Source organism: Thiobacillus thioparus DSM 505 (assembly GCF_000373385.1).
Lineage (GTDB): Bacteria > Pseudomonadota > Gammaproteobacteria > Burkholderiales > Thiobacillaceae > Thiobacillus > Thiobacillus thioparus.
In genome coordinates this window covers 113,218-128,699 of record NZ_KB891317.1, presented here as the reverse complement: position 1 = coordinate 128,699, position 15,482 = coordinate 113,218, and the positions used below count along the sequence as shown (strand labels likewise).

Annotated in this window: 16 protein-coding genes; 3 read left to right on the top strand and 13 right to left on the bottom strand. The window is 63.1% G+C overall.

The window, feature by feature from the left end; translation table 11 throughout:
* From B058_RS0106335 to sucC, 4 genes are read right to left on the bottom strand one after another with little or no spacing between them, the layout of a single operon-like run.
* Positions 1 to 339: a P-II family nitrogen regulator gene (locus B058_RS0106335; RefSeq protein ID WP_018507638.1), complete on the bottom strand. Its 339-nt coding sequence runs from the start codon at positions 337 to 339 to the stop codon at positions 1 to 3.
* A complete protein-coding gene (locus tag B058_RS0106330; protein WP_018507637.1) occupies positions 336 to 1,949 on the bottom strand; it encodes an NAD+ synthase in 1,614 nt (537 codons plus the stop codon). The genes B058_RS0106335 and B058_RS0106330 overlap by 4 nt, the downstream gene beginning before the upstream one ends.
* Before the next feature lie 10 nt (positions 1,950 to 1,959).
* Positions 1,960 to 2,835: a succinate--CoA ligase subunit alpha gene (gene sucD, locus B058_RS0106325; RefSeq protein ID WP_018507636.1), complete on the bottom strand. Its 876-nt coding sequence runs from the start codon at positions 2,833 to 2,835 to the stop codon at positions 1,960 to 1,962.
* Positions 2,832 to 3,992 carry an ADP-forming succinate--CoA ligase subunit beta gene (gene sucC / locus B058_RS0106320; RefSeq protein ID WP_018507635.1) on the bottom strand — a complete coding sequence of 387 codons (1,161 nt, stop codon included), beginning with the start codon at positions 3,990 to 3,992 and terminating at the stop codon, positions 2,832 to 2,834. Before sucC ends, sucD begins: the two co-directional genes overlap by 4 nt.
* Before the next feature lie 10 nt (positions 3,993 to 4,002).
* On the opposite strand from sucC, the gene B058_RS0106315 reads away from it, so the two are divergent.
* On the top strand, positions 4,003 to 5,196 hold the full coding sequence (locus tag B058_RS0106315) for a GNAT family N-acetyltransferase (protein ID WP_018507634.1): 1,194 nt from the start codon (positions 4,003 to 4,005) through the stop codon (positions 5,194 to 5,196).
* 98 nt (positions 5,197 to 5,294) lie between these two features.
* Positions 5,295 to 6,221, top strand: coding sequence for a PEPxxWA-CTERM sorting domain-containing protein (locus B058_RS0106310; protein ID WP_051082045.1), 927 nt, complete (start codon positions 5,295 to 5,297; stop codon positions 6,219 to 6,221).
* Positions 6,222 to 6,288: 67 nt separating this feature from the next.
* Here B058_RS0106310 and B058_RS0106305 read toward each other — a convergent pair whose 3' ends face one another.
* Positions 6,289 to 7,290, bottom strand: coding sequence for a sodium:calcium antiporter (locus tag B058_RS0106305; RefSeq protein ID WP_018507632.1), 1,002 nt, complete (start codon positions 7,288 to 7,290; stop codon positions 6,289 to 6,291).
* Between B058_RS0106305 and B058_RS0106300 the strand changes: the two genes are divergently transcribed.
* Positions 7,289 to 7,684, top strand: coding sequence for a thioredoxin family protein (locus tag B058_RS0106300; RefSeq protein WP_018507631.1), 396 nt, complete (start codon positions 7,289 to 7,291; stop codon positions 7,682 to 7,684). The two genes, B058_RS0106305 and B058_RS0106300, sit on opposite strands and share 2 nt — an antisense overlap.
* A 37-nt stretch (positions 7,685 to 7,721) precedes the next feature.
* Here the strand turns inward: B058_RS0106300 and B058_RS0106295 are convergent, their stop codons facing one another.
* The 8 genes from B058_RS0106295 to bamA all read right to left on the bottom strand — a co-directional run bounded on the left by B058_RS0106295 (position 7,722) and on the right by bamA (position 15,478).
* Positions 7,722 to 8,180, bottom strand: a complete 459-nt coding sequence (locus B058_RS0106295) for a DUF4149 domain-containing protein (protein ID WP_018507630.1) — start codon at positions 8,178 to 8,180, stop codon at positions 7,722 to 7,724.
* Positions 8,181 to 8,628: 448 nt separating this feature from the next.
* Complete coding sequence (gene rnhB / locus B058_RS0106290) at positions 8,629 to 9,228, bottom strand: ribonuclease HII (RefSeq protein WP_018507629.1); 600 nt, start codon at positions 9,226 to 9,228, stop codon at positions 8,629 to 8,631.
* Entirely contained in the window at positions 9,225 to 10,358 is a 1,134-nt protein-coding gene (lpxB, locus tag B058_RS0106285) for a lipid-A-disaccharide synthase (protein WP_018507628.1), read from the bottom strand. Before lpxB ends, rnhB begins: the two co-directional genes overlap by 4 nt.
* Entirely contained in the window at positions 10,355 to 11,131 is a 777-nt protein-coding gene (lpxA, locus tag B058_RS0106280) for an acyl-ACP--UDP-N-acetylglucosamine O-acyltransferase (protein WP_018507627.1), read from the bottom strand. Before lpxA ends, lpxB begins: the two co-directional genes overlap by 4 nt.
* Position 11,132: 1 nt before the next feature.
* Positions 11,133 to 11,576, bottom strand: a complete 444-nt coding sequence (fabZ, locus tag B058_RS0106275) for a 3-hydroxyacyl-ACP dehydratase FabZ (RefSeq protein WP_018507626.1) — start codon at positions 11,574 to 11,576, stop codon at positions 11,133 to 11,135.
* Entirely contained in the window at positions 11,573 to 12,604 is a 1,032-nt protein-coding gene (gene lpxD / locus B058_RS0106270) for a UDP-3-O-(3-hydroxymyristoyl)glucosamine N-acyltransferase (RefSeq protein ID WP_018507625.1), read from the bottom strand. The genes fabZ and lpxD overlap by 4 nt, the downstream gene beginning before the upstream one ends.
* A gap of 45 nt (positions 12,605 to 12,649) precedes the next feature.
* Positions 12,650 to 13,153 (bottom strand): OmpH/Skp family outer membrane protein, encoded by a 504-nt coding sequence (locus tag B058_RS0106265; RefSeq protein WP_018507624.1) that lies wholly within the window; start codon positions 13,151 to 13,153, stop codon positions 12,650 to 12,652.
* 24 nt (positions 13,154 to 13,177) lie between these two features.
* Positions 13,178 to 15,478: an outer membrane protein assembly factor BamA gene (gene bamA, locus B058_RS0106260; protein ID WP_018507623.1), complete on the bottom strand. Its 2,301-nt coding sequence runs from the start codon at positions 15,476 to 15,478 to the stop codon at positions 13,178 to 13,180.
* Between the last annotated feature and the right edge of the window lie 4 nt (positions 15,479 to 15,482).

The window sequence follows — 15,482 nt, the reverse complement described above, 5'->3', positions numbered from 1 at the left end:
TCAGACCGCCGCCTCGCCCGATTCGCCGGTGCGGATACGCACCACCTGCTCAACTGCCGTCACGAAAATCTTGCCGTCGCCGATCTTGCCGGTGCGCGCGGCAGTGGTGATCGCTTCCATCGCGCGTTCCAGCAGGCCATCTGCAACGACCACTTCAAGCTTCACCTTGGGCAGGAAATCCACTACATATTCGGCGCCGCGATACAGTTCGGTATGGCCCTTTTGGCGGCCGAAGCCCTTGACTTCCGTGACAGTCAGGCCGGTCACGCCGATTTCGGACAGCGCTTCGCGCACTTCGTCCAGCTTGAACGGCTTGATGATGGCTTCGATTTTTTTCATGGCAGGTCTCCTTCGGGTCGGTATTTCGAGGTAATCGGGTAGCGCCGGTCTTTTCCAAAGTTCCGCGGCGTGATGCGCGGACCGGGCGGGGCCTGGCGGCGTTTGTATTCGGCGAGATCGACCATGCGGATGACCTTGCGCACGACGGCGGCATCGTATCCCGACGCGACGATGTCGCGTGCCGACAGATCGCGTTCGACATAGGCGGCCAGAATCGCGTCGAGCACGTCGTAGGGCGGCAGGCTGTCCTGGTCGGTCTGGTCGGGACGCAACTCGGCCGACGGCGGGCGGTCGATGATACGTTGAGGAATGACCTGGGACAGGCTGTTGCGGTAATTCGCCAGCCGGTAGACCCGCGTCTTCGCCACATCCTTCAGCACTGCAAAGCCGCCCGCCATATCGCCGTACAAGGTGGCGTAGCCGACCGCCATTTCACTCTTGTTGCCGGTGGTCAGCACCAGCGTGCCGAACTTGTTGGACAGCGCCATCAGCAGCGTGCCGCGCGCGCGCGCCTGCAGGTTCTCTTCTGTCGTGTCGGCTGCCCGTCCGGCAAACTCGCCGGCCAGCTGCGACACGAAAGCCTCATATATCGGCTTGATGGCGATTTCGGAATAGCGCACGCCAAGCCGCTTCACCATGTCGCGCGAATCCTCGACGCTGATGCCGGCCGTGTAATCCGACGGCATCATCACCGCGTGCACCCGGTCGGGACCGATCGCATCCGCCGCAATCGCCAGCGTCAATGCCGAGTCGATCCCGCCCGACAAGCCCAGATGCACGCCCTTGAAGCCGTTCTTGCCCACATAGTCGCGCACCGCCAGCACCAGTGCATCGTAGACGGCCGCATCCTCGTCCGGCAAGGCATGCTGCGGCCCACTGCAACGGTGGCCCGCAAGGTCGACATAGAACAGGCCTTCCTGCCAGGCCTGGCACTGCGCCGCGACCTTGCCGTCGGCATCCAGCACAAAGGACGCGCCGTCGAAGACCAGTTCATCCTGTCCCCCCACCATGTTCGCATACACGATCGGCAGGCCGGCTTCAAGCTGGCGCGAGCGCGCCACGGCAAGCCGTTCGCGCTCCTTGTTGAGATGATAGGGCGAAGCGTTCGGAACCAGCAGCCATTCGGCGCCGGCTTCCATCGCACGCGTCGTCGGCCCCGGCTCCCAGATGTCGCCGCAGATGTTGAGACCGAACGACACGCCGCCACAGCTGAATACGCACGCCGCAACACCGCTGTCGAATACGCGCCGCTCGTCGAATACGGAATGATTCGGAAGATGGTGCTTGCGATACACCCGCTCGACATGGCCACCGCGCAACAACGCCGCAGCATTGAACAACCCGTCGTCGCTGCGTTCAGGGTAGCCCACGATCAGCGCGAGGTCGGGTGGTGCATCGGCAGCCAGCTGCCGAACGGCCGCCTCGCATGCTGCAGTGAAATCGTGGCGCAACACCAGGTCTTCGGCCGGATAGCCGCAGACGGACATTTCGGGGGTGAGCAGCAGATCGGCGCCGGCAGCATGCGCGTCCTTCGCCGCGGCCAGCAGCCGTGCCGCGTTGCCGTCGATGTCGCCGACCGTAAGGTTGAGTTGCGCGATGCCGAGCTTCATCGGATGGGGTTCATCGCGCCGCGAGTGCCTGTTGCACCGCATCGCCCAGCGCGGCAGGGCTGAGCGCAACGACGACGCCCGCCGTTTCCAGCGCGCGGATCTTGGCATCGGCCGTGCCGGTGCCGCCGGCGATGATCGCACCCGCATGGCCCATGCGCTTGCCCTTTGGCGCGGTGCGTCCGGCGATGTAGGCCGCCACGGGTTTCTTCATGCTCGAACGGATGTACTCGGCGGCCTCTTCTTCGCGGCTACCGCCGATTTCGCCGACCAGGATCACCGCTTCGGTCTGTGGATCGGCTTCGAACAGTTTGAGGCAGTCGATGAAATCCAGCCCCTTGATCGGGTCGCCGCCGATACCGACGCAGGTCGACTGGCCCAGCCCCAACTGCGTGGTCTGGTGCACTGCTTCGTAGGTGAGCGTGCCGGAGCGCGAGACGATGCCGACCTTGCCTTTCTGGTGGATCACGCCGGGCATGATGCCGATCTTGCATTCGCCCGAGGTGATGATGCCGGGGCAGTTGGGTCCGATCAACCGGGCGCCGTTGGCACGCAGCGCGGCTTTCACGTTCAGCATGTCGAGCACCGGAATGCCCTCGGTGATGCAGACGATCACCTCGATGCCGGCGTCTGCGGCTTCCAGGATCGAGTCGGCGGCGAACGCGGCCGGTACGTAGATCATCGTCGCCTGCGCACCGGTCTGCCGCACCGCGTCGCGCACGGTATTGAAAACAGGCAGGCCAAGATGCGTCTGCCCGCCCTTGCCGGGCGTGACGCCGCCGACCATCCGCGTGCCGTAGGCAATCGCCTGCTCGGAATGGAAACTGCCTTGCCTGCCGGTGAAGCCCTGGCAGATGACCTTGGTGTCCTTGTTGACGAGGATGCTCATGCTGCTTGCTCCACGGCGAGTTTTGCTGCCTGAGTAAGGCTTTCCGCTGCCAGAATCGCCAGCCCCGATTCGGCCAGCAACCTGCGGCCCAGTTCGGCATTGGTGCCTTCCAGCCGCACGATCACCGGTACTTTCACGCCGACTTCCTTCACCGCCTGGATGATGCCTTCGGCGATCACGTCGCAGCGCACGATGCCGCCGAAAATGTTGATCAGCACTGCGCGCACGTTGGGGTCGAGCAGGATGATCTTGAAGCCCTGCGCCACCGTCTCCGGCGTGGCGCCGCCGCCGACGTCGAGGAAATTGGCGGGCGTGCCGCCCTCTAATTGAATCAGATCCATCGTCGCCATTGCCAGCCCGGCACCGTTGACCATGCAGCCGATATTGCCGGTGAGCGCGACGTAGTTCACGTTGGCCGCATTGGCGGCGGCTTCCTTGGCGTCGATCTGGCTGTCGTCCCGCAGCTCGCTCAGCGTCTTGCGGCGGTAGAGCGCGTTGTCGTCGACGCTCATCTTGCAGTCGAGCGGTAGCACACGGTTGTCAGCCGTTACCACCAGCGGGTTGATCTCGAGCAGGGAGAGATCATTGGCGATGAACACCCGGTACAGCTGCGGCAGCAGGCGGCAGAAATCCTTGTAGGCCTCGCCTGTCAGTTCCAGCGCGAAGGCCAGCGCGCGGCACTGGAAGTCCTGCACGCCCAGCAAGGGATCGCAGGCCTCGGTCAGGACCTTTTCCGGCGTGGCATGCGCCACCTCCTCGATGTCCATGCCGCCGGCGGCGGAAGCCACGATGGCGACGCGCTCGGTCTCGCGATCCACCAGCAGCGACAGGTACAGCTCACGCGCGATCGGCAGCGTCTCTTCCACCAGAACCTGGTTCACGGGCTGGCCGTCGGGGGCATTCTGGTTAGTCACCAGTGGCTTGCCGAGCAGCGAACCGGCCATCGCGCGCACATCGTCGAGGCTTTTGACCACCTTGACGCCGCCTGCCTTACCGCGCCCGCCGGCGTGGATCTGTGCCTTCACCACCCAGGCGTCGCCGCCCAGTTCGTTCGCGGCGTCAACCGCGGCCTCGGCGCTCGCTGCTGCAAGGCCGCGCGGCGTGTTAATGTTGCCCGACCGCAGGATTTGTTTGGCCTGATATTCATGCAGGTTCATTTGTTTTTCGATGGAAGCTCGCCAAAACGTGCATTTTGAAGCAAACCCCTCCGATGCGGAAGTTGTCATCCGCGTCATTCCGCGCATTGCGGAACTGTCCGCCGACGCCTGGAATACCCTGGCCGGCGATTCGCCTTTCCTGCAGCACGCCTTTCTGCATGCCCTGGAAGCCACCGGCTGCGTGGGGCCCGACATCGGTTGGGAGCCGGTGCACCTTGCGCTGTTCCGCAATGGCCATCTCGACGCCGCGATGCCGCTTTACGTCAAGCACCACTCCTGGGGCGAGTTCGTGTTCGATTGGGCATGGGCTGATGCCTACCGCCGGCATGGCTTGAATTATTACCCCAAGCTGGTGTGCTGCGTCCCCTTCTCGCCGGTCCCCGGGCCGCGCCTGCTGGCAAAGAACGATGCTGACCGCACGACGCTGATCCAGGCAGCCTTGAAGCTCACCCGTGACCTGGGATTCTCGTCCTTTCACATCCTCTTCCCGACCGCGCCAGACCACGCCGCGCTCGAAGCGACGCCGCTCATGCATCGCAGCGGCTTCCAGTTCCACTGGAATAACACGGGCTATGCCGATTTCGACGCGTTTCTCGCCGCGATGACACACGACAAGCGCAAGAAAATCCGTCAGGAAAGAAAGAAGCTCGCCCACCTCGGCGTGACGTTCCGCTGGGTCGATGGCGCGGAGAGCACGGATGCCGACTGGGACCATTTCTATCGCTGCTATGCCGACACCTACGCCCGCCACCGCAGCGAGCCGCACCTCAACCGGGCTTTCTTTGCCGGACTGCGCGCGACCCTGCCCGACAATCTGGTGCTCATCATTGCGGACAAGGACGGCGAGCCTGTCGCCTGCTCGTTCTGCATGAAAGATGGCCAGCGTCTGTACGGCCGCCACTGGGGCACGCTGGAATACCTGCCCGGACTGCATTTCGAGACCTGCTACCAGCAGGGCATCGAATATGCCATCGCGCACGGGCTTTCGGTATTCGAAGGCGGCGCACAGGGCGAGCACAAGCTCGCGCGCGGCCTTGTCCCCACTGCCACGCATTCCTGGCACTGGCTGGAGAATACTGAATTCCGCGAAGCGGTCGACCGTTTCCTCGAACGCGAGACCGATGCCATCGGCCACTACATGGACGAACTCGAGACCCCGTTCCGTCGCGAGCCGCCGGCCGCCGCTGCGCCGAAAGACGCATAATCGGGCCGCTGAATCGCTGGTCGGTCTCCTGCGCTTGTTTTACACTCGTGTAAAACGATAAGCGGATGTGTATCAACCGATCCACCCGAGGGGGAAACATGCTTACAAGAACCTTGGCCAGCCTGAGCCTGCTGGCCGCCGCGCAATCCGCGCTAGCGAATATCGATATCCAGTTCGACTTCAGCTACGACACGTCCAATTTCTTTTCGTCCAACCCCGACAGCGTCGCCACGCTGAATGCCGCCGCGTCCGTGTTCGAGACGCGTTTTGCGGACAATCTGACCGCGATCACGTCGTCCGGGCCCAACCATTTCAGTACGGTATTCTTCAATCCTTCCACGCCCGGGGCCGATGTCACGTTGAGCAACCAGAGCGTGGCCACCGATGTCATCCGCATCTATGCCGGCGCCGCCAATCTGGGCGGCTCGACCCTGGGAATCGGCGGTCCGGGCGGCTACAACTGCTCCGGCTTCAGCAGTTTCTGCAACACCGACACGCAACGCGGGCAGGGCGAAACGCAGAACCTGTACGACAGCAACGGCGCCTTGCTGTCCCGCGACGCCGTCGATGTCGCGCCGTGGGGCGGCTCGATCAGCTTCGATAACGCTTCGACCAACTGGTACTTCGGCCAGACCGCGGCCGGCCTCAATTCATCCGAATACGACTTCTACTCGGTTGCCGTGCACGAACTGGCCCACGTCCTCGGGTTCGGCACCTCCGATTCCTTCGCAGCCCTGACGTTCGGCACCGACTTCATTGGCGCAAGCACGGGCTCGGTCGCGCTGTCCGCCGATCTCGGCCACTGGGCGGACGGCACGCTCAGCACCGCCAATGGCGTCAGCCAGGAAACCGCGATGAGCCCCGCCATCTACAACGGCCAGCGCAAACACTTTACTGACCTCGATTTCGCCGCCATGCAGGACATCGGCTGGCAGGTCACCGCTGTACCGGAAGCCGATACCTGGGCGATGCTGCTGGCAGGACTGGGACTGGTCGGATTCGCCGCACGCCGGCGAACGGTCTGAGCGTTGGTTGCAACCAATGAACAACGGCGGGGAGTCCCGCCGTTTTTTTATTGCACGCGCCGATTTCTCAGACCAGCACTGCCGTCAGATAGGCGACATACAGTGCTCCGTTGACGAACAGGTGCCACACGCGCAAGCCGCCGTTCAAGGCAGCCCAGCGCAGCCAGAATGCCGCGACCAGCGTGATCACCACACCCAGCAGGACTTCCTTTTGCGGCGCCCATGGCGTCAGCGAAATCCCGATGGCGGGAAGCAGCGTGCCCTGGAACACCATGGCGCCGGTGATGTTGCCGAACGCCAGCGTGTCCTTGCGCTTGCGTATCCACAGGATCGAATTCACCTTTTCCGGCAACTCGGTCGCGATCGGGATGATCATCAGCGACAGCAGCAGCGCGGAGATACCGATGATGGGTGCGGCCAGCTCGACGCCGTGGATGAAACCCTTGGCCCCCCCGACCAGCAGCGCCAGCACCAGCGCCAATTGCACCACGATGAAGAACAGGTTCTGCGGAAAACCCAGGCGCGACAGCAGCATCGGCGACCCTGCCTCGGTCGCATGCCCGTCTTCGACCAGTTTGGCCGATGCACGCAGGGTCAGCATCACGTAGAAGAAATAGATCATCACCATGACGAAGGCGAGCGCAACGCGCACCCACCCGTCGCCGTGCGGAACGAACATGGCGACAAACGCCAGCAGGAAAGCCATCAGGAAGAAATCCAGATCGCGCTTGAGCCCGGTCTTCTCGGGCGTGAGATGGCCCTGGATACCGCGGCGTTTCAGCACGGCCACGCTCATCAGCGACAGCGACAGGGTCGACAGCATCAGCGGCGCCCCCAGGATGGCGCCGACGCCGATTTCTTCGTTGGTGACGGTGTTCCCGGTGCCGCCAAAGATCGCCAGCAGCGGCACCAGAGTTTCGGGCATGGCAGTGCCGATCGCCGCGAACAGCGAACCGGTCACGCCTTCCGAGATGTGCAGCTTCTCGCCCAGGTGTTCGAGCGCGTTGACAAAGACTTCCGCCGCCACGAGGATGAGCAGCAGATAACCGAAGAGTTCGAGAAACAGCATGAGCGTCAGCCGCGAGGAAAACCGCGATTCTACCAGTCGGGATCTGCTTGCCGCGGCTGAGTTTTCACGCCTGGCCGAAGGCAGTTACCATGCTCGTCTCGCCGGCTCTTCCGGTATCGGGATCGTGTTGTTCACCTCGCCGCACTGCGGCGCATGCCGGGCATGGAAACAATTGTTGCCGCAGGCGCTCGCCGGCCTGGCCGCCGAATTCCACGAAGTGGACGTCAGCGAGGCCACCGGGGTGGCGCGCTACTTCGGCATCTTCCACCTGCCCACGATCTACCTCTATCGCGACGGCCGGTTTCACGCCGAACTGCAGTGCGAGGCGCGACCCGCAACCATCCGGCAAGTTGCGCGACAACTGCTCGCAGCGCCGCCGCAGGACGAACCCTGAAAGCCACGACGTGCCGAAGTACGCGTGGAATCGTGGTCTAGTTCAACATCAGCGCGCGCCCGACAAACACGACCGCAATCGTCAGCAGCCCGATGGCGAGATTGATGCCGATCAGTTTGCGTATCTGCGCCAGCGCCGCGCCGCCCGCTTTCCAGTCCTGTGCGCCCACCGCACGCTTGAGTTTCTTGTATGGCGCGAAGAACACGTGCGCGAAAATCAACATCATCGCCACGCCCAATACCAGCATGGTCAGCGCATAGTGCGGCGCTGCGGCACCGCCGAGCTTCACCAGCATGTGCAAGCCGCTCAGCAGGATCAGAACAACCGAAGCCCACACCCACGGAAAGAACTTGCCGAACACGCCGGCCCACAGCGTCAGGCGTTGCGGCGGCTCCAGCACACTGGCCGCCACCGGGCGCAACGCCATGTAGGCGAAGAACATGCCGCCCACCCAGACGACGATGCCTAGGACATGCAACAACAAGGTCAGGTTCACGCGATTTCCTTTCAGAACAAAGGGGGTTGGTCGAGGACAATGGAGCCTGTTCAAATAGAAACCATGCCCCGCGCCGACTGCCGGCGGGATGCAGTGCAAGGCGCAGGGAACGAAGTGGAGTCATTCTCCACGAGTCACCCGTAACACCGCAATGCACCCGGAGGGCATAAACGCCCGCAGGCAACTGGCCCTTCGGGTTGAGACCAGGATGCGACCGCGCAGGGCGGAGCAGTGCCTTGCGGAGCAAGGTGCGACCCCTGAGCGGGATGCAGGCGCCCCGGGGCGCGTCGCCGGCATACCTACGCTGTCCGATCGCCACAAACGGGGCTCCTCGGACGGCACTTCGGGGCGCCGTCTGCGGTGTTGCAGCGCTTGGCAATGGATGGCCATTGCCTGCGCACTGCGCCTTGCATCCATCCGATCCTGGTCTCAACGCGGAGCATGATTTCTACTTGAACAGGCTCTTAACCGGGGCGAAGCTCCTGCGGTGCTGCGGGCAGGCGCCGTGGGCCTTCAATGCATCGAGATGGGTGGCAGTGCCGTAGCCCATGTGCCGGGCGAAGCCATAGACGGGATATTCGTCATGCAGGCGACACATGAATTGATCGCGCACAGTCTTGGCAAGTATCGAGGCAGCGGCGATCGCCGCCACCTTGTCGTCGCCCTTGACCACGGCTTGCGAACGCCATGCCCAGTCGGGGCAGCGATTGCCGTCCACCCACACGTCGTCCGGGACGCGTCCCAGCCCGAACACGGCGCGTTGCATCGCCAGCATGGTGGCATGCAGGATGTTCAGCGTGTCGATTTCGGCAACACTGGCTTCGGCCACGCACCAGGCAATGGCCCGTTCGCGAATCTCGTCGGCCAGGCGTTCGCGCGCAGCGGCGGACAGTTTCTTGGAATCGCGCAAGCCCGCTATGGGGTCATCAGGATCGAGCATGACGGCGGCGGCCATCACGGGTCCCGCCAGCGGCCCGCGGCCCGCCTCATCGACGCCGCACAAGCCAAGCGGTCCAACATGCAGAACGACGGATGAACGCGATTTCATGTCCCCGCCGCCAGGTAAGGTGCAATCGCCTCGGCAATGCGTGCGCTGGCATCCTGCCTTAGGCTCAAGTGAATGCCGCGAAACGTCTCGACGACTGCACGCCGGCGCGGCGCATCGTCGAGCCACGCCAGAGTGTCGTTTGCCAGGTTTTCGGGCGTCGCGTCTTCCTGTACCCGTTCCGGCACCACGAAATCGTGCGCGAGGATGTTCGGTAGTCCGATCCAGGGCAGCAGTGCCTTTTTCCGCATCAGGTGAGCGGTCAGTGCGGGTACGCGGTAGGTGATGGCCATCGGTTTCTTGAACAATGCAGCTTCGAGCGTGGCCGTACCCGACGCCACCAATGCCACGTCGCAGGCCGCCAGCGCGGTATGCGACTGCCCGGCTAGAATATGCAGCGGCACGTCCAGTCCCTGCCCGGCCTGTCGAATCAACCGGCTGGCGGCTTCGCTTGCGGCAGGCAGCACGAACTGTGCATCGGGATGATGACGCAAGACGCGCACGGCGGTCTCCAGCATCAGCCGTGCATGACGCGTCACCTCGGACAGCCGGCTGCCTGGCAGCAGCGCGACGACCGGCCCCGTCTGCAGGCCCAGCGCCACCCGTGCGCCGGCGGTATCGGGTTCCAGTGGAATGACGTCGGCCAGCGGATGGCCGACATAGGTGACTGGGACGCCCGCATCCCGATAGATTTTTTCCTCGAAGGGGAACACCACCAGCATGTGCGACACCGCCTGCTTGATGCGATGAATCCGCTCGGGTCGCCACGCCCAGATCGACGGGCTGACGAAATGCACGGTGGGGATGCCGGCCTGCTTGAGCTTCGCTTCCAGCGTGAAATTGAAGTCCGGCGCGTCGATGCCGACGAAGGCACGCGGCCGTTCACGCAGGAAATAACGGGTGATGCGCGAACGGATCCACAGCAATTCCGGCAAATGGCGCAGCACCTCGACATAGCCGTTGACCGCCAGTTTCTCGCTCGGGTAGATCGCCTTGACGCCGATCTCGATCATGCGCGGGCCGGCAATGCCGGCAGCCTGCAAATCGGGGCGGCTTTGCTGCAGCGCGGCAATGAAGTGCGCACCCAGGAGATCGCCGGACGCTTCGCCGGCGACCACGCCCAGATCGATCACCGAATGATGCCGCGCTCGGCGCGTGCGAGGAAATCGAGCAACTGCTGTACTTCGGCATGCTTCACGCCTTCTGGCGCGAGCTTGGCCTGTGCTTCGGCCAGGGTGTTGCCCTCGCGATAAAGCGCCTTGTAGGCGCGCTTGAGAGCGGTCAGCGCTTCGGCGGAAAACCCGCGCCGCTTGAGGCCTTCGCTGTTGAGTCCGTGCGGTGCGGCTGGCTGGCCCGACGCCATGACGAAGGGCGGAATGTCCTTGAACACCACGCTGGAGATACCCGTCATCACATGCGCGCCGATCTTGCAGAATTGGTGCACGCCGGTGAAGCCGCCGAGGATCGCCCAGTCGCCGACTTCGGCATGGCCCGCCAGCGAGGCGTTGTTGGCGAAGATGGTGCGGTCGCCCACCAGGCAGTCATGCGCGATATGGACGTAGGCCATGATCCAGTTGTGGTTGCCGATGGTGGTGACGCCGCGATCCTGCACGGTGCCGGTGTTGAAGGTACAGAACTCGCGGATGACGTTGTCGTCGCCGATTTCCAGGCGGGTCGGTTCGCCGGCGTATTTCTTGTCCTGCGGCGCCTCGCCGAGCGAGACGAAATGGAAGATCGTGTTGCGTGCGCCGATCCGGGTGTGGCCGGTGATGACGGCATGGGCGCCGACCGTGGTGCCGGCGCCGATCTCGACGTGCTCGCCGATGATCGTGTAGGGGCCGATGTCGACGTCGTCGGCAAGCCGTGCGCCCGGCGCGACCAGCGCGGTGGGGTGTATCGTCGCCATGTCAGGGCTTGTCGCGCAGCGTGGCCATCAGTTCGGCTTCGGCGACCAGCGCGCCATCCACTTCGGCCCGGCCGGTGTACTTCCAGATGCCACGCATCTCGCGCACGATCTCCGCCTTGAGGACCAGCTGGTCGCCCGGTCTGACCGGTTTCTTGAAGCGCGCATTGTCGATGCCCGCGAAATAGATGATGCCGATCTGATCCGGCGTGTAATTCTTGGTCTTGAACGACAGGATCCCCGCAGCCTGCGCCATCGCTTCCAGGATCAGCACACCCGGCATCACCGGCGCCCCCGGGAAGTGGCCCGGGAAAAAGGGCTCGTTGATGGTGACATTCTTGATCGCGGTGATGCTTTTACCGAGTTCGAGTTCGATGACCTTGTCGATCAGAAGGAAGGGATAGCGATGCGGCAGGTACTGCATGACCTGCTCGATGTCCATGATCATGATTTGCTTTCCAGTTCGGTTAGGCGTTTTTCGAGCTGCTTGATGCGGTTCACCAGCTTGTCGAGATTGCGCATGTGGACGGCGTTCTTCTGCCAGACCTCGTGTTCGGTGAACGGCGGCGCCGAGGTGTAGGTGCCCGCCTTCGGCAGCGATTTGGTGATCAGCGTATTGGTCGAGATGCGGGTGCCGTCTGCGATCTCGATATGGCCGAAGATCATCGCCGCGCCGCCGATGGTGCAGTGGCGGCCGATCTTCGCGCTGCCGGCGATGCCGGTACAGGCGGCGATCGCCGTATGCGCGCCGATCGTCACGTTGTGCGCCACCTGGATCAGGTTGTCGAGCTTGACGCCCTCCTCGATCACCGTGTCCTCCAGCGCGCCGCGGTCGATGGTGGTGCAGGCGCCGACTTCGACGTCGTCGCCGATCAGCACCCGGCCGATCTGCGGGATTTTTTCCCAACGGCCGTCGTTCGGCGCAAAACCAAAGCCGTCCGCGCCGATCACGCAGCCCGCATGCAGGATGGCACGGTCGCCCACTTCGCAGCGGTGATACAGCGTGACGTTGGCGTGCAGCAGGCAGTCGTCGCCGATGCGCGCATGGTCGCCGACGACGCAGTTGGGCCCGACCACCGTGCGTGCGCCAACCACGGCCCCGGCGCCGATCACCGCGCCGGGGCCAATGCTGGCGCCGGCAGCAATCCTGGCGTCACCTGCAACCGTCGCCGCGGGATGGATGCCCGCAGGCGGGTGCGGCGGCGGATTCAGCAGGGCCGAGACGCGCGCGAAATACAGGTAAGGGTTGGGCGTGAGAATGCGCGGCAGCGTAGTCGCGTCGCGCGCCTCCAGCGGCAGGATCACTGCGGCGGCATGCGTGTCGGCCAGCTGAGCCAAATACTTGGCTTGCGAGACAAAGCCGATCTCGTCCGCCTGCGCCTGATTCAGCGGCGCAACCTGGCGAATCGTGATACTGCCATCGCCCAGCAACTCCCCGCCAAAACGCGCAACCAGTTCGGTCAGCGTAGAGGCCATTGGCTGCTTATCTTCCGTGGCCGAGTTTATTTTCCACGGCCACGTTTATTTCCCACCCAGAGCCTTCATCACGCGATCGGTGATGTCGTTCCTGGGATCGACGTATACGGCCTGCTCGACGATCAGGTCGAATTTCTCCGTCTTGGCGATGTCCTGGATCGCCTTGCGTGCACGTTCCTGGATCTGGCCCAATTCTTCGTTGCGGCGCAGGTTGAGGTCTTCGCGGAATTCGCGCCCCTTGCGCTGCAACTCGAGGTTGAGATTGTTGAGGTCGCGTTCCTTCGACTTGCGGTCGCTGTCTGACATGGTCACGCCATCCTTGTCGAGCTGCGCCTGCAGGTCACGGGCCTGCTTGGCCAGTTTCTGCAGTTCCTGGTCGCGTCCGGCGAACTCGCGCTCCAGCTTTTTCTGCGCGGCAATCGACAGAGGCGCCTCGCGCAGCAATCTCTCGGTGTTGACGAAGCCGATCTTGGTGTCAGCCAGGACGGGCGCGGCCGCGAACGCAGACGCAAGGATCAGGGAAACTACCAGCTGCTTGAACTTCATCATGAATACTCCAGTAACGGCTTACCCTCAGAACACATTGCCAAGGGTGAATTGAAACATTTCAGCTTTGTCGCCCGTCTTCTTGACGATCGGTTGCGCCAGGCTGAATTTGAGCGGGCCGAGCGGCGAAACCCAGAGTACGGCAATCCCCGCCGAATAGCGCAAGTCGCCGAATGCGAACGTCTTGTACAGGTTGTCCCTGTCGTCGGGGCCGAAGGTGGCGCCCGCATCGACAAACGCCGACATGCGCAGCGACTGGTCGTCCTTGAGACCCGGTAGCGGGAAGAAGATTTCCGCATTACCGACCACGCGCTTGTCGCCGCCCAGCGCATCCCCGTTCGCGTCCTTGGGCCCCAGGGTACCCGTCTTGAATCCGCGCACCGAACTGTTGCCACCCGCATAGAAGTTCTTGAAGAACGGCAAGGGCTTGCCGGACAGGCCGTCGCCTATCCCCACCTCGCCATTCAACATCAGGGTGAAGCTCTTGCTCAGCGGGATATATTGCTGGTGCTGGAACGACAGTTTGTAGTACTGCAGGCTGCCGCCCGGTGTGCCCACCTCGGCCGCCACCCGCTGCATCAAGCCCTTGGTCGGGAACAGGTAGCTGTTGCGGGTATCGCGCGCCCAGGACGTATCCAGACGCACGGTATCGTTGTCCTTGCCGAACTCGTTGACGAATCGCGTGTACTGCACCGGGCTGTCCGAATAGGTGGTCAGCGAAGTCTGCTCGTAGGTCAGGCCGAGCGAGACGAAATCGCGCTCGTTCACCGGCAGGCCGAATCGCACGCCCGCGCCATAGGTCGAAGTCTTGTAGGCGCCGACATTGGAAAGCGAGGTGGCATCGACGTCGCGGCGATACAGGTCATAGCCCAGGCTGACGCCATCGATGGTGTAATAAGGATTGGTGAACGACAGCGCATACACGGTGTTGACGCTGCCCGAGTTGATCTGCGCCGACAGCCGGTTACCGGTTCCGAACACGTTGCTCTGCGAGACCGAGCCCGACAGCACCACTCCCTCGGACGACGAAAAGCCGGCGCCTAACATCACGCTGCCAGTAGATTTCTCGGTCACGCCCACGTTGACGTCGACCTGGTCGGTGGTGCCCTGCACCGCCGGGGTCTCGATATTCACTTCGTTGAAGTAACCCAGGCGATTGAGACGGTCGCGCGACAGGTTGATCTTTTCGGCGTCGTAATACGCGCCTTCCATCTGGCGCACTTCGCGGCGCACCACTTCGTCGCGGGTCTTGGTGTTGCCCGAGACGTTGACGCGATTCACGTACACGCGGCGGCCCGGATCGACGAACAGGGTGAACGCGACCGTGCGCTTGTCCTTGTCGAGGTCGGGCACCGCGTTGACGTTGGCGAAGGCATAGCCGTCGTTGCCAAGACGGTCGCCAATGGCTTTCGTGGTCTCGGTCAGACGGTCGCGCGCGAATACCTCGCCTGGCTTGATGGTGATGAGCTTTTTCAGTTCGGTTTCCGGCACCAGCATCTGCCCGGCCAGCTTGACGTCGGATACCTTGTACTGGGGTCCCTCGGTCACATTGACGGTGATGTAGATGCCCTGCTTGTCCGGAGAAATCGACACCTGGGTGGAATCGACATTGAACTCGAGGTAACCGCGATTGAGGTAGAACGAGCGCAGGGCCTCGATGTCGCCGGCCAGGCGCGTCTTGGAATACTGGTCGTTCTTGGTGTACCAGGTCAGCCAGCCCGGCGTGGTCGAGGTGAACTGCTTCAGCAGTTCCTTTTCCTTGAACGCCTGGTTGCCGACAATGTTGATTTGCTGAATCTTTGCGCTGTTGCCTTCCACCACGTCGAACTGCACGGCGACGCGGTTGCGCTCCAGCGGCGTCAGGGTGGATTTGATTTCGACCGCATACTTGCCGCGGTTGAAGTATTGCCGCTGCAATTCCTGCTCGGCCTTGTCCAGGAGAGAGCGGTCGAGCACACGGCCTTCCGCCAGTCCGGTGTCCTTGAGCCCTTTCTTCAAATCATCCTGCGAAAACTCCTTGATGCCGGTGAGGGTGATCGTGGCGATCGAAGGACGCTCCTCGACCGTGACGATCACCACACCGTCGCGCGCTTCCAGCCGTACATCCTTGAAAAAACCGGTGGCGTAAAGCGCCTTGATCGCCGCGGCGGTCTTCTCGTCGGTCATCGTGTCGCCGACCTTGACCGGCAGGTAGCTGAATACCGTGCCCGCCTCGGTGCGCTGGATCCCTTCGACCCGGATGTCCTTGACGACAAAGGGCTCTGCTGCGAATACGGGCTGCGCGGCGAATACGACGGCAAGGGCAAGCGTCAAACGGTTCAGGATCATGGTT